The organism is Stenotrophomonas sp. YJH_SMC_19 (genome assembly GCF_059367915.1).
Map to the genome: position 1 here is coordinate 75425 of NZ_JCAFRI010000019.1, position 20257 is coordinate 95681.

General features: G+C 68.1%; 17 protein-coding genes. 10 read left to right on the top strand and 7 right to left on the bottom strand.

Annotation, left to right across the window (positions count from 1 at the left end):
- The 4 genes from AC5P5R_RS17360 to AC5P5R_RS17375 all read right to left on the bottom strand — a co-directional run bounded on the left by AC5P5R_RS17360 (position 1) and on the right by AC5P5R_RS17375 (position 3154).
- Positions 1-1470: an efflux transporter outer membrane subunit gene (locus AC5P5R_RS17360; protein WP_049460860.1), complete on the bottom strand. Its 1470-nt coding sequence runs from the start codon at positions 1468-1470 to the stop codon at positions 1-3.
- On the bottom strand, positions 1467-2384 hold the full coding sequence (locus AC5P5R_RS17365; protein ID WP_049460862.1) for an efflux RND transporter periplasmic adaptor subunit: 918 nt from the start codon (positions 2382-2384) through the stop codon (positions 1467-1469). The genes AC5P5R_RS17360 and AC5P5R_RS17365 overlap by 4 nt, the downstream gene beginning before the upstream one ends.
- The gene (locus AC5P5R_RS17370; RefSeq protein WP_010487502.1) at positions 2381-2590 is read right to left on the bottom strand and encodes a DUF1656 domain-containing protein; all 210 of its coding nucleotides are present in this window, start codon (positions 2588-2590) and stop codon (positions 2381-2383) included. The genes AC5P5R_RS17365 and AC5P5R_RS17370 overlap by 4 nt, the downstream gene beginning before the upstream one ends.
- 108 nt (positions 2591-2698) lie before the next feature.
- The gene (locus AC5P5R_RS17375; protein WP_012481667.1) at positions 2699-3154 is read right to left on the bottom strand and encodes a MarR family winged helix-turn-helix transcriptional regulator; all 456 of its coding nucleotides are present in this window, start codon (positions 3152-3154) and stop codon (positions 2699-2701) included.
- 686 nt (positions 3155-3840) lie between these two features.
- Between AC5P5R_RS17375 and folE the strand changes: the two genes are divergently transcribed.
- The 4 genes from folE (at position 3841) to AC5P5R_RS17395 (ending at position 10119) form a co-directional block, all read left to right on the top strand.
- Positions 3841-4452, top strand: a complete 612-nt coding sequence (folE, locus tag AC5P5R_RS17380) for a GTP cyclohydrolase I FolE (RefSeq protein WP_004141296.1) — start codon at positions 3841-3843, stop codon at positions 4450-4452.
- Positions 4453-4564: 112 nt separating this feature from the next.
- Positions 4565-6034, top strand: a complete 1470-nt coding sequence (locus AC5P5R_RS17385) for a DUF3375 domain-containing protein (protein WP_005411693.1) — start codon at positions 4565-4567, stop codon at positions 6032-6034.
- Complete coding sequence (locus AC5P5R_RS17390; protein ID WP_005411692.1) at positions 6021-6722, top strand: DUF4194 domain-containing protein; 702 nt, start codon at positions 6021-6023, stop codon at positions 6720-6722. Before AC5P5R_RS17385 ends, AC5P5R_RS17390 begins: the two co-directional genes overlap by 14 nt.
- A 16-nt stretch (positions 6723-6738) precedes the next feature.
- A complete protein-coding gene (locus AC5P5R_RS17395) occupies positions 6739-10119 on the top strand; it encodes an ATP-binding protein (RefSeq protein ID WP_012481665.1) in 3381 nt (1126 codons plus the stop codon).
- Positions 10120-10447: 328 nt separating this feature from the next.
- On the opposite strand, the gene AC5P5R_RS17400 is transcribed toward AC5P5R_RS17395, so the two are convergent.
- Positions 10448-11227 (bottom strand): sulfite exporter TauE/SafE family protein, encoded by a 780-nt coding sequence (locus tag AC5P5R_RS17400; protein WP_005411690.1) that lies wholly within the window; start codon positions 11225-11227, stop codon positions 10448-10450.
- A gap of 102 nt (positions 11228-11329) precedes the next feature.
- Here AC5P5R_RS17400 and AC5P5R_RS17405 point away from each other — a divergent pair, with 102 nt between their 5' ends.
- Positions 11330-11722: a YchJ family protein gene (locus AC5P5R_RS17405; RefSeq protein WP_049395805.1), complete on the top strand. Its 393-nt coding sequence runs from the start codon at positions 11330-11332 to the stop codon at positions 11720-11722.
- Between the two features lie 3 nt (positions 11723-11725).
- On the opposite strand, the gene AC5P5R_RS17410 is transcribed toward AC5P5R_RS17405, so the two are convergent.
- Positions 11726-13006, bottom strand: coding sequence for a GGDEF domain-containing protein (locus AC5P5R_RS17410; RefSeq protein WP_005411688.1), 1281 nt, complete (start codon positions 13004-13006; stop codon positions 11726-11728).
- Between the two features lie 150 nt (positions 13007-13156).
- Here AC5P5R_RS17410 and egtB point away from each other — a divergent pair, with 150 nt between their 5' ends.
- The 5 genes from egtB to AC5P5R_RS17435 all read left to right on the top strand — a co-directional run bounded on the left by egtB (position 13157) and on the right by AC5P5R_RS17435 (position 18484).
- Positions 13157-14428: an ergothioneine biosynthesis protein EgtB gene (egtB, locus tag AC5P5R_RS17415; RefSeq protein ID WP_043035329.1), complete on the top strand. Its 1272-nt coding sequence runs from the start codon at positions 13157-13159 to the stop codon at positions 14426-14428.
- Positions 14425-15399: an L-histidine N(alpha)-methyltransferase gene (egtD, locus tag AC5P5R_RS17420; RefSeq protein WP_049403456.1), complete on the top strand. Its 975-nt coding sequence runs from the start codon at positions 14425-14427 to the stop codon at positions 15397-15399. The genes egtB and egtD overlap by 4 nt, the downstream gene beginning before the upstream one ends.
- 84 nt (positions 15400-15483) lie before the next feature.
- Positions 15484-16752 carry a lytic murein transglycosylase gene (locus AC5P5R_RS17425; RefSeq protein WP_100438169.1) on the top strand — a complete coding sequence of 423 codons (1269 nt, stop codon included), beginning with the start codon at positions 15484-15486 and terminating at the stop codon, positions 16750-16752.
- A gap of 40 nt (positions 16753-16792) precedes the next feature.
- Positions 16793-17659, top strand: coding sequence for a D-hexose-6-phosphate mutarotase (locus tag AC5P5R_RS17430; protein ID WP_049418116.1), 867 nt, complete (start codon positions 16793-16795; stop codon positions 17657-17659).
- 51 nt (positions 17660-17710) lie between these two features.
- A complete protein-coding gene (locus AC5P5R_RS17435) occupies positions 17711-18484 on the top strand; it encodes a DUF2628 domain-containing protein (RefSeq protein ID WP_049418118.1) in 774 nt (257 codons plus the stop codon).
- Positions 18485-18490: 6 nt separating this feature from the next.
- Here the strand turns inward: AC5P5R_RS17435 and AC5P5R_RS17440 are convergent, their stop codons facing one another.
- Positions 18491-19678 carry a benzoate/H(+) symporter BenE family transporter gene (locus tag AC5P5R_RS17440; protein WP_100438170.1) on the bottom strand — a complete coding sequence of 396 codons (1188 nt, stop codon included), beginning with the start codon at positions 19676-19678 and terminating at the stop codon, positions 18491-18493.
- Positions 19679-20257 lie beyond the last annotated feature (579 nt).

Below are 20257 nucleotides of genomic sequence, written 5' to 3' on the forward strand. Positions count from 1 at the left end.
TTACTTCGCCGAGGCCTGTGCGGTGGACGGCGCGGGCGGGGCAACCGATGCCTGCCAGCCGCCACCCAGCACCAGGAACAGATGGATCTGGTCGCGCGAGACCTGCGCTTCGGCGGCGGCCAGGGTGGCGTCGCTGGTGGCCAGGCTGCGGTCGGCATCCAGGCTGGACAGGTACGGCGTACGGCCACCCTGGTACAGCCGGCGGTTCTGCTCGGCGGCCAGTGCGGCCTGCTCCTGCGCGATGCGCAGCGACTGCAGCCGGCGCAGGTCCTGCGCATAGCGGTCCAGCGCGGTCTGGGTCTCGCGCAGCGCCTGCAGCACGGTGTGGTCGAACTCGGCCAGCGCGGCATCGGCACCCGCCTCGGCGGCGTGGATGCGTGCGTGCGTGCCGGACGACGGCAGCGTCCACGAGATCAGCGGGCCGATCGACCACTGCTGGGTCATCGGCGTGCCGAAGTCTTCCAGCAGGCCGGCGGCACCCACCGAGGCACCCAGGCGGATGTCCGGGTACAGCTCGGCGGTGGCGACCCCAATCCGCGCCGTGGCCGAGGCCAGCTTGCGCTCGGCCTGGCGCACGTCCGGGCGGCGCTGCAGCAGCGCCCGGCCATCACCGACCGGCAGCGGCTGCGCCAGGCCGGGGGCGTGCGCACAGTCGATCACGCCGGCTGGCAGCTGGCCCGGGGTTTTCCCAAGCAGCGCGGCCAGCGAATAGGCGGCCGCCGAACGCTGCGCGCGTAGCGGCGGCAGTGCCGCCTCCAGCAACGCTACCTGCGCATTGGCGCGGGCCAGTTCCGGCGGCGTGCCGCGGCCGGCCGCGATCAGGCGCTCGGTGACCGTGCGGCTGCGCTGCTGCAGCTGCAGCGAATGCTCGGCCACGTGCAGTTCGTGGTTGGCGTGGCAGATTTCCAGGTAGCTGTCGGCGACCTGCGCGACGACGCTGACCTGGGCCAGGTCGCGCGCCGCAGCAACCGACTGCTCGTCGGCACGCGCTGCCTCGGCGCCGCGCTTGAGCTTGCCGAACAGGTCGAACTGGTAGCTGACCGCGAACTTGCCATCGGCCAGGTTGATCACCGGCAGCTCGTGCTCCTGCAGGAACGATTCGGCCGACAGCTGCGCGCGGCTGACGCCGGCCTCGGCCTCGTACTCGAAGCCACCGGCGTCCAGCGCCTGTTCGTACACCGCCGCCGCACGACGCAGGTGTGCATCGGCGGCCTTCAGTTCCACGTTGTCACGCAGCGCCTGGGTGATCAGGCCGTCCAGCACCGGGTCGTTGTACAGCGACCACCAGCGGTCGGGCAGCGCCTGGTTGGCGGCCACCTGCGGGTTCTGCGTATCGATGAAGGCTGCATTGGCCTCCGGGCGCTTGAAGGCCGACCCTTCCGGCAGGGCGTAATCCGGGCCGACGGTCCTGCAGGCCGCCAGGCTGGCCAGCGCAACGATCAGACCGAGACGGGGCAGGGCGGCGTTCACAGGCCCGCCTGTGTCGGCGCAGTGCCGGCCTTGTCGTTGTGCGGATGGCGGCCGGTGTCCACGGTCACCGTGGCGGTGCGGCCGGCGATCAGTTCCACGCCCTTGGGTACTTCGTCGATGGCGATGCGCACCGGAATGCGCTGTGCCAGCCGCACCCAGTCGAAGGCCGGGGTCACGTTCGGCAGCAGGGTGCTGCCGTTGCTGCGGTAGCGGTCCTCGATGCCGGCGGCGATGCTTTCCACGTGGCCACGCAGCGGGGCCGACTCGCCCATCAGGCGGATGTCCACGCTCTGCCCCGGAGCTACGCCGCGCAGGCGGGTTTCCTCGAAGTAGCCATCGATGCGGAACGAGCCGGTATCCAGCAGCGCCAGCACCGGCTTGCCGGCCACCACGTAGTCGCCCACGCGCAGGGTGCGGTCGTTGACCCGGCCATCGGCCGGCGCGCGCACCTCGGTGCGGTCCAGGTTGAGCTCGGCCAGGTCGACCGCCGCCTGTGCGGTGGCCAGCGCCGCCTGTGCGGCCTGCAGCTTGGCGCGGCGCACTTCGGCGTCCTCGGCGGCGACCAGGTCCTGCAGGCTGCGGTCACGGCCGATCTCGCGGCGCAGCTGCGCCACCGATGCCTGGCGCTCGGCCAGGTTGGCGCGGGCCTGCTCCAGCGCGATGCGGTAGCGGGCGCGATCGACCACGAACAGCAGGTCACCCTTCTTCACCGCCTGGTTGTCGGCCACCTGCACCGTTTCCACCAGCCCGGACACGTCCGGCGCCACCTGCACCACGTCGGCACCGACATGGGCATCGCGGGTCCATGGCTCATCCATGTAATAGACCCACAGCTGGCGCAGCACCAGCAGGGCGATGATCACGGCTGCGCTGGTGAGCAGCACCGGCAGGGTCTTCTTCACGATCTTGTTCACGATTGCATCCAACGCAGGAGGTGGAACAGCAGGCCAAGCACGATCCCGTACAGGGCCAGGTTGAACAGCGCCGGGTGCCATACGTGGCGATAGGCGCCGGCACGCTGCAGCAGCGCGTGCAGGCCGCTGTTGACCAGGTAGGCCAACAACATCAACCCGAGCAGGGTCGGGACGAACACTCCGTGGAGACTGAATTCACCGGGCATCGGTAGGGGCGGGGGCGAGGAGGGGGAGGGGAGGGACAACAGAACAACGGCAACGGGCAAAAGCCGCTGGCGTGTGCACGGCAGCGGCGGTGTTCGGGGGCAGCGGTCTTACGTGATGCGGTCGGCGGCCTCGGCCAGCAGGCGCCATGCCTTCAGCACGGCGTGCAGTTCATCCATGGAAAGCTCGCCGAACACGTCCTGGCGCAGGCCGATCAACTGGTCTTCCAGCTCGCTGACCAGCGCGTGTCCCGCGTCGGTCAGCCACAGCAGGTTGGCGCGGCGGTCGCTGGCGTCGCTCTCGCGGCGGACCAGGTCGCTGGCGCACAGCTTGTCCAGCAGGCGCACCAGGGAGGGACCTTCCATGCCCAGCTGCTGCGCCAGCGCCACCTGGCGGATGCCACCGCCGGAGCGGCCGATCATCAGCAGCGGCATGGTGCAGGCGGTGGAGATGCCGTAGCTGCCGAGCCGGCTGTCGGCCAGGCGCTGCCACTGCCGCCCTGCGTACAGCAGGCCGGAGCTGAGCTGCATCTGCAGCACGGTGCGCTCGTCGAGGGGTCGGTCCATAAGAGATAGATAGGATACTACTAATTTCATTCCTATCAATAGGTTTTTCTGAATGGGTGGGTGTAGTGAGGAAAGCGTTGCGCCTGCCTGGTGTCGGGTGGGGCAGCGGGCGCCGGACGGTGCAGGACACGCCGTGAACCCCCCTCCGGGGTCCGGCCCAGCCGCTGGCGGCTGTGCGTTCGGGCGCTTGCGAGGCATGCCTCGCAAGCAAGCGCCCTCACCCTTGGGGGCTCGGCCGCGGCATCCATGCCGCGGACGGTCCTGCCCCGCCCGGCCCCCGCGGCCTTCCCATCCCCCCGCGAGCGCGGTGGGTTGGCTCTTGGAAGCAAGAGCAGAAGCAGTGCGGACCAACGGTCCGCACCCACCAAAGCACAAAACACCACAGCAGCGGCGCGCCGATTCCGAAGCCATGAACCCCCGCTTTTGCCCCCGCTTTCGGGCGGTCCGGCCGCGCCCGCGGGAAACTGTCAGGGATGGGGAAGGGCGGCAGGGCAGGACCGTGAGGCGCATGGATGCGCCGACCGAGCCCCCATGGATGGGTTTACGGCGTGTCCTGCCCTGCCGCCCTTCCCCATCCAGACCCGTAACAGGCAGGCGCCGCCAGACCCCCGATGAACCCGACCAACAGGACGACCCACCCCCCGGTCGGGTACGATGCTCGCCCCCCGTTCGGGACGCTGTACGTAATGAGCAAGAACAACGAAAAGGCCGCCCCGCAGGGCGATGTGACCCAGGACCAGGCCGAGGATGCCGTGCGCACCCTGCTGCGCTGGGCCGGTGAGGACCCGTCCCGTGAAGGCCTGCTGGATACCCCCCGCCGTGTCGCCGAAGCCTATGGCGACTGGTTCAGCGGTTACCGCGACGACCCGCGCGCCTACATGGAGCGGACCTTCGAGGAAGTGGCCGGCTACGACGAGCTGATCGTCCTGCGCGACATCGAGTACGAAAGCCACTGCGAGCACCACATGGCCCCGATCATCGGCCGCGTGCACGTCGGCTACCTGCCGGCCGGCAAGGTGGTGGGCATCAGCAAGCTGGCCCGTGTCGTCGAAGCCTACGCCCGCCGTTTCCAGGTGCAGGAGAAGATGACCGCGCAGATCGCCCAGTGCATCCAGGATGTGCTGCAGCCGATCGGCGTCGGCGTGGTCGTCGAAGGCGCCCACGAGTGCATGACCACCCGCGGCATCCACAAGCGCGGCGTCAGCATGGTCACCTCCAAGATGCTGGGCAGCTTCCGCGACGACGCGCGTACCCGCGCCGAGTTCCTGCGCTTCATCGAAGTGGGCGGCAAGCGCTGAGCCGCTTGCCCGCACCACGCCGGCTCCTGCAGGCCGGCATGCCCACGGCTGTCCACGCGGCAGCTGTGCATGGCGGTTTGTCCCTGTCAGCCCTACAGACTTCTTTCGCTGCATGAAGCATCGCGAACGCATTGCCCGTTACCGCCACCTGCGCGAACAGCCCCAGTGGAAGCTGCTTGCCGCCGACCACGCTCCGGAAATCATCGGCCTGCTGCAGGGCCTGCTGATGGACGGTGAGCGCACGTTGCCGTCCTCGGTACTGAACGAGCGACTGCAGCGCGCGCTGGACCAGCTGGCCGGCGATGAACTCTCGCGCGAGCTGCCGCGCACCGCCCAGGCCTACATCGCGCACTGGCTGGCCCAGGGCTGGCTGGAACGCCGTCTGCCCGAAGGCGCCGACCAGGAGCAGTACGAGCTGGCGACCGCGGCACTGCAGGCGATCCGCTTCGCCGACGGCCTCGAGCAGGCCCGCGTGGCCGCCACCGAAAGCCGCCTGGCGCTGGTCATTGAGCAGCTCTCGGCGCTGGCTGCGCAGACCGAAGCCGATCCCGATGCGCGCCTGTCCGCGCTGCACGACGAGCGCGACCGCATCGATGCCGAAATCGCCCGGGTCGGCACCGGCCGCGTGGTTGCGCTGGATGGCAAGCGCGCGCTGGAACGCACCCGCCAGATCATCGGCCTGGCCGACGAGCTGACCGAGGACTTCCGCCGCGTGCGCGATGACTTCGAGCAGCTCAACCGCGATTTCCGCGAACGCATCATCGACGACGAGGGCGAGCGCGGCGATGTGCTGTCGCAGCTGTTCGAAGGTGTGGATGTCATTGGCGAAAGTGACGCCGGGCGCAGTTTCCAGGCCTTCTGGCGCCTGCTCAACGACGCCGAACAGAGTGCCCAGCTCGATGCCGCGCTGGAAGCGGTGCTGGCGCGCGGCTTCGCCCGCCGCCTGGACCGCAACGAACGCAACTTCCTGCGCAGCTTCACCAGCACCATGCTCGAGCGCGGTGGCCAGGTGCACGACGTGCTGCAGAACTTCGCGCGCAGCCTGCGCGGCTTCGTGCAGAGCCGTGGCTACCTGGAACAGCGCCGCCTCAACCAGTTGTTGAAGCAGGCGCAGTCCGAAGCGCTGGCCCTGCGCGACGAATTTCCCGCACAGCGCGGCATCGGCCGCGACCTGCAGCTGACCACCAGCCGCCTGCGCTCGTGGTCGCAGTGGAAGCTGCATGATCCGCGCAGCGCCCAGGTCGACGGCAATGTCGAGTACAACGACGCGGCCGCGATCAGCCTGGAGAGCGTCGGCGACCTGGTCGCTTCGTCCGAAATCGACTTCCGCACCCTGCGCCGCGACCTGCACGACCTGCTCGATGCACAGCCGCGGCTCAGCATCGCCCAGGCCCTGTCGCAGCGCGAGGCGCCGCAGGGTCTTGGCAGCGTCATCGGCTATCTGTCGCTGGGCACGCGCTTCGGCAACGTGGTCGCCGGCGAGCAGGAGCTTGCGCAATGGCGTGGTGGCGACGGCCAGGTCCGTCGCGCCCGCATCCCGCTGGTTTGGTTCACCCAGGAGAGACGCCATGAGCTGGCATGAAGATCCCATCGACGCAGCGCAGGCCGACGTGGCGGAAGACGCCTACGAAGCCGAACCGGTGGCGGCCGTGGCGCAGCCCCGCCGTGGCAACGACGTCTATTACCTCGGCGACACCGGGCGCCTGCCGCTGGATGCGCGCCGCGCGCTGTGCCAGCTGCTGATCGGCCCCAGCATCGACCAGCTGCGCCACGCCAAGCTGTGGCCGGCACTGATCCGCAGCGAAGCGGCCATCCGCTCGTCGCTGGCGGACCTGTTCCTGGAACTGGTGCTCGACCGTGACAGCGGCGTGGCGTTCACCCGCCAGGCCGATACCGAAGACGTCGACGCGCCGGTGCTGCTGCGCACCTCGCCGCTGACCTTCATCGACTCGGTGCTGCTGCTGTACCTGCGCCAGCAGCTGGCCGAAGCCGATGCGCGCGGCAACCGTGCGGTGGTCGCCGATGCCGAAATGGCCGAAGCACTGGCCATCTACGAAAAGAACCTGTCCACCGACCGCGCCGGCTTCAACCGCCGCGTCGCCTCGGCGGTGCAGAAGATGAAGGACAACCACATCCTGACCCGCCTCAGCGGCCAGGAAGACCGCCACGAAGTCTCGCCGGCGCTGAAGCTGCTGTTCTCCGCCGAAGACGTGTCCCAGCTCTCGGCGGTCTACCGCCAGCTGCGCGAAACCCCGGCCGCCGAGGCCTGAGAGACCCGACCATCGCATGGCTATCTCCAAGCACACTCCCGCCCTGTTCAACGAAGGCCTGCCGGACCCGCGCCTGCAGCAGTTCCGCATGCGCCGCCTGCAGGTGCACAACTGGGGCACCTTCAACGGCCTGACCGAAGTACCGATCGCCGAGCGCGGCTTCCTGTTCGTCGGACGTTCCGGCTCGGGCAAGTCGACACTGCTCGATGCCATGTCCGCGCTGCTGACGCCGCCGGCCATCGTCGACTTCAACGCTGCTGCGCGTGAAGCCGAGCGCAGTGGCCGCGACCGCAACCTGGTGTCCTACGTGCGTGGCGCGTGGGCCGACCAGCAGGACAGCGGCACCGGCGAAATCGCCACCCAGTACCTGCGCAAGGGCGCCACCTGGACCGCACTGGTGCTGGAATACCGCGCCGGCGATGGCCGCGTGGTCAGCCTGGTGCGCCTGCTGTGGATCTCCGGCAACGGCACCTCGGCCGGTGACGTGCGCAAGCACTACATGATTGCCGAGCGCCCGTTCGACATCGCCAAGGATCTTGGTGGGTTCGACCTGGACCTGCGCAAGCTCAAGCAGAAGCTGTCCGACCTGCACCACTTCGACACCTTCTCCGGCTACGCCGAGCGCTTCCGCGACCTGCTCGGCATCGACAATGAGATGGCGCTGCGCCTGCTGCACAAGACGCAGTCGGCGAAGAACCTGGGCGACCTCAACGTCTTCCTGCGCGACTTCATGCTCGACACGCCGAAGACCTTCGACGCCGCCGAGCGCCTGGTCAGCGACTTCGCCGAGCTCGATGGCGCGCACCAGGCGGTGGTCACCGCCCGTCGCCAGGTGGAGACCCTGCTGCCGGCACGCGCCTACTACAACGACCTGAAGGAAATGCACCGCCGGCGCGGCGACGACGAAGCCCTCAAGCTCGGCGTCGACAGCTTCCGTGAAAGCCGCCGCCAGGCGCTGATCGAAGCGCGCCTGCGCGAGATGGACGTGCGTGACCGTGGCCTGCTCGGCGAAGAAGCCCAGCGCCGTGCCGCACTGGACAATCACACCGAGCGCCTGGCCGAACTGGAACTGCAGCGCCGCCAGCAGGGCGGTGAGCGCATCGAAGAACTGGAACGCGAGCAGGGCCGCGCCGAAGCCGAGCGCGACCGCCGCCAGGCCAAGCGCGAGCAGGCAAGCCTGGCCGCGCAGCAGCTGGGGGCCGAACTGCCGGACGACGCACACGGCTTCGCCGAACTGGTCGAGCGCGCACAGAACGAGCTGCAGGACCGCCAGCGCGCCTCTTCGGCGCTGGACGATGCGATCAGCGATCGCCTGGGTGGCAAGCGCGATGACGAGCGCCGCTTCGGGGAAGTCCGTGCGGAACTCGAAGCGATGCAGCGCACGCCCTCCAACATCCCGGCGCCGATGCAGAAGCTGCGCGCGCGCCTGGCCGAGGAAACCGGCATCGCTGAAGCGGCGCTGCCGTTCGTCGGTGAACTGATCCAGGTCCGCTCGGAAGAGCAGGGCTGGCAGGGTGCCATCGAGCGCGTGCTGGGTGGCTTCGCGCTGTCGCTGCTGGTCGACGACAAGCATTACAACGACGTCGCCGAGTGGGTGAACCGTACCCACCTGGGCATGCGCTTCACCTACTACCGCGTGCGCCGCAACGATGATGCGTTCGCCCGTGAGCCGTCGGCGAAGTCGCTGCTGCACAAGCTGGAACTGCGCGAACACGTGTTCGAAAGCTGGCTGCGCCGCGAGCTCGGCAAGCGATTCGACTACGAGTGCGTGGATGCCAAGCAGCTGCGCAACGTCGACCGCGGCATCACCCGCGAAGGCCAGGTCAAGCATCCGGGCGACCGTTTCGAGAAGGATGACCGCAGTGCGGTGGGCGACCGCCGTCGCTGGATCCTCGGCTTCAACAACCACGACAAGGTGGGCGCCTTCGAGCGCGAAGCTCAGGAACTGGCCAAGCGCATCGCCAGCTGCGAGACCGACATCGCGCGCCTGCGTGGGCAGCGTGACCGCGACAACGAACGCCGCCTGGCCTGCCACGAGCTGGTCAGCATCAGCTGGAACGAGATCGACATCGCCGCCCCGCAGCAGCGCCTGAGCGACATCGAGGCCACGCTGCGCGACCTGCGCGAAGGCAATGCCGACCTCGCCAAGCTGGCCAAGCAGATCGACGCCGTGCGCGCCGACATCGAGCAGGCCCGCCGCACCTATGAAGACGTCCGCGTCGAGCGCGGGCAGCTGGTCAAGGAACGCGACCGCCTGGACCGCGCGCGCCAGCAGAGCCGTGCGCTGGTGCTGCCGAGCCTGGCCCAGGAGCAGGAAGCCGGCCTTGCCGAGCGCCTGCAGGAGCAGGGTCCGCTCAGCCTGGAAACGCTGGAAGCGCACATGCGCCAGGTCAGCAACGCGCTGAACGAGCAGCTGTCGTCCTCGCAGCAGGACCTCAACCGCATCGAGAACCAGCTGATCGGCTGCTTCCGTCGCTTCATCCAGCAATGGCCGGAGGAATCGGGCGACTTCACCGTGTCGGTGGCCTCGGCCGAGGACTTCCTCGCACGCCTCGAACGACTGGAGCGCGATGGCCTGCCGCAGCACGAAGAGCGCTTCTTCGATCTGCTGCAGAACCAGAGCAAGAACAACCTGCTGGCCCTGCAGCGCCACAGCGCCGAGGCCCGCAAGTCGATCGGCCAGCGCCTGGACGAAGTGAACGCCAGCCTGGAACAGGTGCCGTTCAACCGCGGTACGTTGCTGACCATCGAACTGAGCGACCGTCGTCTGCCGGAAGTGGGCGAGTTCCAGCTGCAGCTGCGCGAAGTGCTGTCGCAGCAGCAGACCGAGCAGCGCGAGCTGGCCGAATCGCAGTTCACCGTGCTGCGCCAGCTGGTCAACCGCCTGGGCTCGCAGGAAGGCGAGGACAAGCGTTGGCGGGAGCTGGTGCTGGACGTGCGCATGCACGTGGAGTTCATCGGCGTCGAGCTGGATGCGGAAACGCGCCAGCAGGTCGAGATCTACCGCAGCGGCGCCGGCAAGTCCGGTGGCCAGCGCCAGAAACTGGCTACCACCTGCCTGGCCGCGGCACTGCGCTACCAGCTCGGCGGTGCCGACAGCCAGCTGCCCAGCTACGCCGCAGTGGTGCTCGACGAAGCCTTCGACAAGGCCGACAACGAGTTCACCGCGCTGGCGATGAACATCTTCGACAACTTCGGCTTCCAGATGGTGGTTGCCACCCCGCTGAAGTCGGTGATGACACTGGAACCGTTCATCGGCGGCGCCTGCTTCGTCGAAATCAGCGGCCGCCACGACTCCGGCGTGCTGCTGATCGAGTATGACGAGGAAGGCAAGCGCCTGAAGCTGCCCGAGCGCAGCCGCCAGCAGGCCAACGAACCGGAAGAAGCCGACGCCTGACCTGGCCGATTGAAGGGGAATGCCGGCCAGCGGCCGGCACTACCCATGGGCGGGGTTCATGACCCGATCGGATGGGAATGCCGGCCAGCGGCCGGCACTGCCCATGGGCGGGGTTCATGACCTGATCGGATGGGGATGCCGGCCAGCGGCCGGCACTGCCCATGGGCGGGGTTCATGACCTGATCGGATGGGGATGCCGGCCAGCGGCCGGCACTATCCATGGGCGGGGTTCATGACCTGATCGGATGGGGATGCCGGCCAGCGGCCGGCACTACCCATGGGCGGGGTTCATGACCCGGTAGTGCCGGCCGCTGGCCGGCAACCGCGTTCACGCAGCGCGGAACGTATCCCACGCCATCCGCGCGATCAGCACCACCACTAGCCCCACGAACAGCTTGCGGATGAACGGCGTACCGCCCTTCAGCGCCAGGCGCGTGCCCACCACCGAGCCGATGATGTTGGCCGCCGCCATCGGCAGCGCGAACAGCCACAGGATGTTGCCGGTCGGCACGAAGAACGAGATCGCCGCCACATTCGTCGCCAGGTTCACCACCTTCGACGCCGCCGAGGCGCGCAGGAAATCCAGCCCGAAGAAGCGCACGAACAGGAAGATCAGGAAGCTGCCGGTGCCCGGCCCGAAGAAGCCGTCGTAGAAGCCGATCGCCGCACCGATCGCCAGCGCGATCACCAGTTCGCGGCGGCCGATCTCCTGCGGACGGTGCAGCGCGCCGAAGTCCTTCTTCCACAGTGTGTAGGCCAGCATCGCGACCAGCAGCACCAGCACCAGTGGGCGCACCGCGTCCTTGGGCAGCAGGCTTACCGCGGTGGCGCCGGCGAAGGAGAAGATGAAGGCCGTGCCGGCCGCGAACAACACCGGCTTCCACGGGAAGCGCACGTTGCGCGCATAGCGCCAGGCAGCCGCACCGGTACCGAACATCGAACTGAACTTGTTGGTACCAAACAGCATCGCCGGCGTCTGCTGCGGCAGCACCGTGAACAGGCCAGGCAGCTGCACCAGCCCACCACCACCGACGGCGGCATCGACCAGCCCGGCGATGAAGGCGATGACCACCAGCCACCACAACTCAGGGGGAACCAGTTCCAGCACGGCGATCAATCGATATGGGGGCGCGACAGCATACGCCTGTCCTGCACTGGTTGACCGGTGCCCCGCGTGGATCCATCCGCACAACCCGGCGACAATGTCCGCATGAGCCGAAAACCCACCGATCCCTGCCCCTGCGGCCTTCCCGCCGAGTACGCCGCCTGCTGTGGCCGTTTCCATGCCGGTGAGGCCGCCCCCGATGCCGAGCACCTGATGCGATCGCGTTACAGCGCCTATGTGCGGGGGCTGGCGGACTATCTGCGCCAGAGCTGGCATCCGGATACCCGTCCGGCCGAGTTGTCGCTGGATGATGCGCCCGGCCAGCGTACGCATTGGCTGGGCCTGACCGTGCACGAGCACACCGTCACCGGCGCCGACAGCGCCGAAGTGCGCTTCACCGCCCGCTACCGCGTGGGCGGCGGCAGCGCGGTGAAGATGGCCGAGCACAGCCGCTTTCTGCGCGTCGACGGCCGCTGGTACTACCTCGACGCGGTGTGAGCCTCAGCCGCCGCGTGCCGCCAGCACGCGCTGGCCGGCATGCGCGCGGACCTGGTTGCGGCCACCGTCCTTGGCTGCGTACAGCGCCTGGTCGGCGGCCTTGATCACTGCCGCTGGCCGCTCATCCACGCGGCTGTCTGCCAGCCCGATGCTCACCGTCACCTGCACCGTCTGCCCGCTTCCGCCGCGTCCGCGCTGCCGGCGCCCGGTTTCATCGTCGCGGCTGCGCGTGCTCCGGTCGCGCAGCTGCATGCGGGTGTCCTCGATGGTCTGCCGCAGCGCCTCGACTGCATCCACGCAGGCCGCTGCGGGACGATCCAGGAACACCACCGCGAACTCCTCGCCGCCATAGCGGAACGCCCGGCCACCATCGCCCACCCGGTCCAGGCGCGAGGCCACCAGGCGCAGCACATCGTCGCCGGTGTCGTGGCCGTGGGTGTCGTTGAACGACTTGAAGTGGTCCACGTCCACCATCGCGATGCTGTAGGTGCCGCGCGCCCGCTGCAGGGTCTCATTGAAGGCGCGGCGCCCCGGCAGGCCGGTCAGCTCATCGCGGAAGGCCATATGGAAGGACTCCTGCAGCATCGCGCCCAGCATCAGCAGCAGGGCCGCGCTGGCCAGTGCCGGCAGCAGCACCGGCTGCAGGAACACCCGTGGCAGCATCCACCACAGGCACAGCAGGGCCAGCAGCATCGCCGTGTGCAATGGGCGCGGATGCCGCCAGGCCTGCCAGCCCAGCGCGGCGGTTGCCAGAAGGAACAGCAGCGCTGGCAGCTGTGCCAGCGCGTTCCAGTCGGCCGGAATCCAGCTCCAGTGGCGGTTGGACAGCAGATCGTGCATGCCGCGCGGCTGCTGCGTGGCCAGCAGCAGGAAGATCAGCAGTGCCGTGCCGCTGGCGACGGAGCGCAACAGCAGGTCGTGGCGGCGCCGCCCGCGCTCGGGCCACAATGCCAGGCCCGCGAACAGCAAGGGCAACCAGGCCGAAATGGCATGGAAGCGCAGCGGTGTCAGCGACGTGACGTGGCCGCTGTGCAGGTAGCCGCCCACGTCCTGGTGCAGCAGCGCGAACATGACCGCCACCACCAGCAGCAGGCAGAGCGTACGCACCTGGTGGTAGAGCAGGGCAAGGCCGGCGCCGAGGCAGGCCAGCAGCCAGGGCAGGATGCGTTGGGCCGGGCTGGCAACGTCTTCGTTGCCCAGTGCTGCCCACAGCACCACGGCAACCAGCACGGCGGGCAGCACGAACAGGTAATGCGCAGGCTGGCGGAGCGGATGCAGGGGCAAGCAGGAATTCCAGCGCGGTGACGACGCGGCCGCAGCATTGCCGTTAGCGGCGTTCGCACCGGCTTCTTGAATGCGGGATGGTCACGCATGTGAACGCGTTGACGTCGAACGATGACATCGCACTCACCCTGTTGCGCAGATGCTGCCCGGATGGACAGCGTAGCCACCGCCGTCGCTGCCCCGCAGCGCGATCTCGCCCGCCAGTACGCATGTGTGCGGAACCGCAGCATGCACCTGGCAGCCCCCCTCAGCGCCGAAGATGCCATGCTGCAGAGCATGGCCGATGCCAGCCCGAGCAAATGGCACCTGGCCCACACCACCTGGTTCTTCGAACGCTTCGTGCTGGCCGGCTTCCCACCTGCACCGGCGCATGACCCTGCCTGGGACTACCTGTTCAACAGCTACTACAAGAGCCTCGGCCCGGCGCATGCCCGGCCGCAGCGTGGGCTGCTGTCGCGGCCATCGCTGCAGCAGGTGCGCGACTACCGCCAGCAGGTCGATGCACAGGTGCAATCGCGGCTGGCGGCAGGCGACCTTGATGAGCAGGCACTGCAGCACCTGCAGTTGGGCCTGCAGCACGAACAGCAGCACCAGGAACTGCTGCTCACCGACATCAAGCACGCGTTCTGGTGCAATCCGTTGCAGCCGGCCTACCGCGAGGACCTGCAGCCTGCAACCAGCCCTGCCAGTGCGCAGGGCTGGATCGAGTCGCCCGAGCGCATCGTCACCATCGGCGCCGCAGCCTGGCCGCAGCACACCGCCTTCGCCTACGACAACGAATCGCCGGCGCATCGCGTGCTGCTCCCCGCGCACGCACTGGCCGAGCGTCCCGTCAGCAATGCCGAGTACCGCGCTTTCATCGACGCCGGCGGCTACCGCGAACCGCGCTGGTGGCTCAGCGAAGGCTGGGCGCTGCGCGAAGCCGAGAGCTGGCAGCACCCGCTGTACTGGGATGACGCCCTGCAGCGCGAGTACACCCTGGGCGGTTGGCGCGAACTGGATCCGCATGCGCCGGTCTGCCACCTCAGCTACTACGAGGCCGATGCCTGCGCCCGCTGGGCCGGTGCGCGCCTGCCCAGCGAGTTCGAGTGGGAGGCTGCCGCCGCAACGCTGCCGCCTCGCGGTCATTTTGCCGATGACGATCGGCTGCACCCGCAGGCTGCAGGGGGCAGTGGACTGCGTCAGCTGTTCGGCGATGTATGGGAATGGACCCACAGTGCGTATGGCGCCTACCCGGGCTTCCGCCCTTTCGCCGGCAACCTCGGTGAATACAACGGCAAGTTCATGTGCGGGCAATGGGTGCTGCGCGGTGGCAGCTGCGCCACGCCGCGTGGCCACGTGCGTGCCAGCTACCGCAATTTCTTCATGCCCCCGGCGCGTTGGCAGTTCTCCGGGCTGCGCCTGGCCAGGGATCTCGCATGAGTACGGTGCACGACGCACTGCAGGCGCTGACCGATCTCACCCCCGGCCGCCAGCAGATCCTCACCGACGTGGTGGCCGGGTTGTCGCGCACGCCGCGCCAGCTGCCGTCCAAGTACTTCTACGATGCGCGCGGCTCGCGCCTGTTCGAGCAGATCACGCAGACCCCCGAGTACTACCCCACGCGCACCGAGCTGGCCCTGCTTTCACGGGTACTGCCGGACATCGCCCGAAGCGTCGGGCCGCACCTGCACGTGGTGGAACTGGGCAGCGGCAGTGGCCGCAAGACCGCGTTGCTGCTGGCCGCCCTGCACGACCCGGTGGCCTACACGCCGATTGAAATCTCGCGTGCCGCGCTGCTGTCCAGCATCGACCATCTGGCCCCGGCGCTGCCCGAGGTGGAGATGCTGCCGGTCTGTGCCGACTTTACCCGTCCCGTCGCCGTACCCATGCCCGAACGCGAACCCGCGCGACGGCTGCTGTTCTTCCCCGGTTCCACGCTGGGCAACTTTGAAGGCGAGGACGCGGTCGCGCTGCTGCGCGCGATGCGCCAGACCATGGGGCGTGATGGCCTGGCCCTGGTCGGCATCGACCTGCACAAGGACCCGGCGCTGATCGAGGCGGCCTACAACGATGCGCAGGGCGTCACCGCCGCATTCACCCTGAACCTGCTGGCCCGCCTCAACCGCGAGGTCGGCAGCGACTTCGATCTGCAGGGCTTCCGTCATCGTGCCCGCTACAGCGTCGCGCGGCTGCGCATCGAGACCGATCTGGTCAGCCAGCGGGCACAGGACGTCCATCTGGATGGCCGGACCTTCCATTTCGAGGCCGACGAACCGATCCGCGTCGAATACAGCCATAAGTACACCGACGAGAGCTTCGAAGCGCTGCTGCAGCCGGCTGGCCTGCAGGTCATGCAGCGCTGGGATGCTGAAGGCCCGGCCTATGGCCTGCGCCTGTTGCGTGCCATCTAGGGCGGACGGCCAGCCGGTACCGCTTCAGGTTCAGCAGCACCGCTACCCCTAAGATGGCCGTGCAACGGCAACACGGAGGACGCCATGCCCATTCTGACCACGCTCGGCCTGGCGGCCGCTCTTGCCTCGGCGCCGACAGCGCCCGCCGCTCCTGCCGGCGACATCGATCCGGCGTTCAGCCGCTGCCTGTCGGGCCTGCAGGCCACCGCTGTGACACAAGGCATCAGTCCCGACCGTTTCAACGCGATCACCGCCGGCCTCACCCCGGACCCCAGCGTGCTCGGCCTGCTTGATGCGCAGCCGGAATTCACCACGCCGATCTGGGACTACCTGGCCGCGCTGGTCGATCGCCAGCGCGTGGCTGATGGCCGCGCCCTGCTGCAGCAGCACCGCGACCTGCTCGATCGCGTGTCGGCGCAGTACGGCGTCGATCCGGCCACTATCGTCGCGGTCTGGGGCGTGGAGAGCGACTACGGCCGCGTGTTCGGCAAGCGCCCGCTGCTGCAGTCATTGGCCACGCTGTCCTGCGCCGGCCGTCGCCAACCCTTCTTCCGCGGTGAACTGCTGGCGCTGCTCAAGCTGATCAACCGCGGCGACCTGCAGGCCCAGGGGCTCACCGGCTCTTGGGCCGGTGCCTTCGGGCATACGCAGTTCATGCCCAGCACCTATGCACGCATCGCCGTGGACGGTGATGGCGATGGCCGCCGCGATCTGGTCGGCAGCATTCCCGATGCACTGGCCTCCACCGCCAACTACCTCAAGCGCGCCGGCTGGCGCAGCGGCGAGCCGTGGGGCATGGAAGTCCGCGTTCCTGCGGGCTTCAACGCCAGCCAGGCCGGCCGCACCCAGCGTCGCGCCCTGGCCGACTGGCGTGCGCAGGGCGTGACTGCGCTGGATGGCAGCGTGTTGGCTCCAGCCAACCTGCCGGCGGATGCGCGCGCCGCGCTGCTGCTGCCGGCCGGCAACAAGGGCCCGGCATTGCTGGTGTTCCGCAACTACGACGCGATCTACAGCTACAACGCCGCCGAAAGCTATGCGCTGGCGATCGCGACGCTGGCTGACCAATTGCGTGGTGGCAACGGGTTGGCCACCGCCTGGCCGACCGATGACCCGGGCCTGGGCCGCGATGAGCGCCGCCAGCTGCAGACCCTGCTGCTGGCCCGCGGCCACGATATCGGTGCCGCCGACGGCATGATCGGTACCGCCACGCGCCGCGCGATCCAGGTAGAACAGCAGCGCCTGGGCTGGAGCGAGGTGGATGGCCGCGCAGGCCAGCGCATCCTGCGCACGCTGCAGGAAGAGGCGGCCGCCATCGCACCCGCTGGGCAGAAAGCCTTGCCGGCGGCACGTTGACCGCGACATCATCGCCGCGGTCTTCAAGGAGCGTCATCGCATGCAGTCGAATCCGGACATCAGCACCGGCCTGTATCACGGCCTGGAGGCCTGGCAGGTGCGAACCGCCAACGCCACGGCGGTCGTCAGCGTGTTCGGCGGCCAGCTGCTGTCGTTCATTCCTGATGGGCAGCCCGATCTGCTGTGGCTTTCGCCCACGCGCGCCGAGCTGCCCACGCCCATCCGCGGTGGCGTCCCGGTGTGCTGGCCGTGGTTCGGTCGCCAGGGCCAGAGCGCCGATGTACCGGCGCATGGCCTGGTACGTACCGCGCGCTGGGAGCTTCTGCAGGCCAGCCAGCGCGATGATGGCGAGGTCGAGCTGCAGTTGGCGCCTGCGCGCAGCGCCGATCGCGGCCTGCGTCTGCAGATGCAGCTGCGCATCGGCCGCCAGCTGCGTCAGCAGCTGGTCACCGAGAACACCGGAACCTCGCCGGTGACCTTCACCCAGGCCCTGCACAGCTATTTCCGGGTGGGCGATGTCAAGCGGGTCGAGGTCGAGGGCCTTGACGGCCTGCAGTACCTGGACAAGTACGAGGACTATGCACAGCTGCGCCTGCAACAGGGACCGTGGTCATTGCGCGATCCGCGTGATCCCGGTCGCAGCGATCGCATCTACACCGGTGCCAAGGGGCACTATGTACTGCGCGATCCGGTCCTGCAGCGGCGGATCGAGATCCGCAGCGAAGGCAGCCAGACGCTGGTGGTCTGGAATCCGGGTGCCGAGGCGGCAGCCAGGATGGCCGATGTCGGCGAGGGCTGGCGCGATTACGTATGCCTGGAAGTGGCGAACGCAGGCCCGGAGCAGATTACGCTTGCGCCGGGTGCGCGCCATCAGCTGGTGCAGACCCTGGGCAGTACCGCGCTGTAGGCGCGGGCAGCGATTTCAGTTTGTCGATGCAGGTAGCAAGGACGGAAAAACATGCAGGAAGCACAATGGTGGTACGCCAATGGCAGGCAGAGCAGTGGGCCGGTGGATCTGGCCGGTCTTCGCCAGCTGCAGCAGGAAGGGACGGTTACGGCGCGCACCCTGCTCTGGTGCGAAGGCATGCCCTCATGGCGGCCGTTGGCGGAACTGGAGCAGGCTTCCACCCCCGTCGAGGTGGTTCCGGCCCTGGATATCGACGCAGCCCCTGCGGTTGAGGGCATCGCGCCGAATGTCGGCGACCCGTCCGATCCCTATCGTGCGCCGGTCGCTGCACCGGACAGGGCTGCGGCTGCCGGGCTGGAGGGCGAGATGGCCTTGTACGCCAGCGTGGTCGGCGGCAACTTCCCGATCTATCGCCAGCGCTGGCGGCTGGATCAGGGCATTGCCACGGGCAGTGGCACCTGGCATTGGCCGGCCTTCCTGCTCGGCCTGATCTGGATGATGTACCGCAGGATGTACCGCCTGGCGGCGATGTGGGCTGGCCTGCTGCTGCTGATCAGCGTGGTGGAGACCTTGCTGGATGTGCCGGATGGCCTGTCGCTGGTCATCACCTTCGCGCTGAGCATCACCACCGGCATCTTTGGCAACAACTGGTACCTGGCGCACTGCCAGCGCCTGATCGCCCAGGCCCGTGCCGTCACCGGCGACGATGATGCACGGCTGCGCAGCGAGCTGACCGCGCGTGGCGGCACCAGCGTGGTCGCCACACTGATCGCCATCGTCATCGCGGTGGCGCTGAGCATCGTCGGCGCCGCATTGGCCGGGTAGGGTGGGTCAGCGGTCCTGACGGGGCCGCAGCACCAGCAGGCACAGCGCACCGGCCACCAGGCCCCAGAACGCCGAGCCGATGCCGGCCAGTGAGACGCCCGAGGCGGTGACCAGGAAGGTGACCAGTGCCGCCTCGCGGTCCCGCTCTACCGCCAGCGCACTGGCCAGGCTGTTGGCGATGGTGCCGAACAGCGCGATACCGGCCACGCAGGCCACCAGCTCCTTGGGGAAGGCAGCGAACAGTGCGGCCACGGTGGCACCGAACAGTCCGATGACGATGTAGAAGGCACCTGCCGCCATGGCGGCGGTATAGCGTCGTGCCGGGTCCTCATGTGCATCACGGCCCATGCAGATCGCGGCGGTGATTGCCGCCAGGTTCAGCGCGTACGCACCGAACGGCGCCAGTAGTGTATTGACCACACCGATCCAGCCGATCAGCGGCGACACCGGGGCGTCGTAGCCGGATGCCCGCATCACCGCCACGCCCGGAATGTTCTGCGAGGCCATGGTGACCACGAACAGGGGCAGGGCGATGCCGGCCACCGCGGTCCAAGACAGGGATGGGGTCACCCATTGCGGTACCGCCAGTTGCAGCTGCATCTGCTGTGCGCGCAGCAGGCCACGGCTGGCCGCAACCGCGATGCCGACCAGCAGGGTGGCGATGACCGCATAGCGCGGGAACAGGCGGCGTCCGGCCAGCCACGTGGCGAACATGGCCAGCGCCAGTACCAGCTGGGTGTTCATGGCCACGAACACGTCCAGACCGAAGCGCAGCAGCACCCCGGCCAGCATGCCGGCGGCCAGCGCCATCGGCACCCGTTGCATCAACCGGGCGAAGATGCCGGAGAAGCCAGCCAGCATGCCCAGAACCGCAGCGAGCAGGAATGCACCGGTGGCCTCGGAAAGAGATGCGCCGCCGGCACCGACCACCAGCATCGCCGCGCCCGGTGTCGACCATGCGGTCACCACCGGTACCCGATAGCGCAGTGACAGCCCGATGCAGGTGACACCCATGCCCAGTCCCAGTGCCCACATCCATGAAGCGATCTGCGCCTGATTGGCACCGACAGCTTGTGCAGCCTGGAACACGATGACGGCCGAACTGGCGAAGCCGACCAGCACAGTAATGAAGCCGGCAACGAGGGCCGGTACTGAAAGGTCGCGCCACCACGCTTGCGGCACCTGCATGTTCATTGCCGTCTCTCCACTGTGCATCCGTGCATTGATAGCCCTTGTGGCGTTGACCGCGCAACGCGCGGTCAACGCCACAGTGATCTTCGAGCGTATGCCATGCGTGACGTTGCCTTGGTTCTGTCATCACCCTGCAAAAAAATGCTTGACGAAATCTGCAGGATCTCTAGAATTCGCTCCCTTGCTGCAGCGCACCGCTTCTTCGGAAACGGCACGCAAACAGCAACGCCACCACCGACGAACGAGATGATCGAACGAAGGTGTTGACGGACTCGAAAAGTCCGGCATAATAGGCGGCTCGCAACGACGAAAGGCCTTCGGGTCCAACGCCGAAGCAGCATCGGCAACAACGTCCACCCCGGTGAGGCGGCCTTGAAAAAAGGTGTTGACGAAGCGGAAAAGCCGGCTATAATGGGCGGCTCGCTACGAAGGAAACTTCGCAGCACACGGGAACGGCGCTGAGGCCACTTCCCTCGATCTTTGAAAGTATGCGCAGGTATCTTGTGAAGGCGCCTGCAGGAAGGATGATTGTCCATCTTGCAGACGTTTGATCAAGCAACTATTAATTGTTTTAAAGCAAGC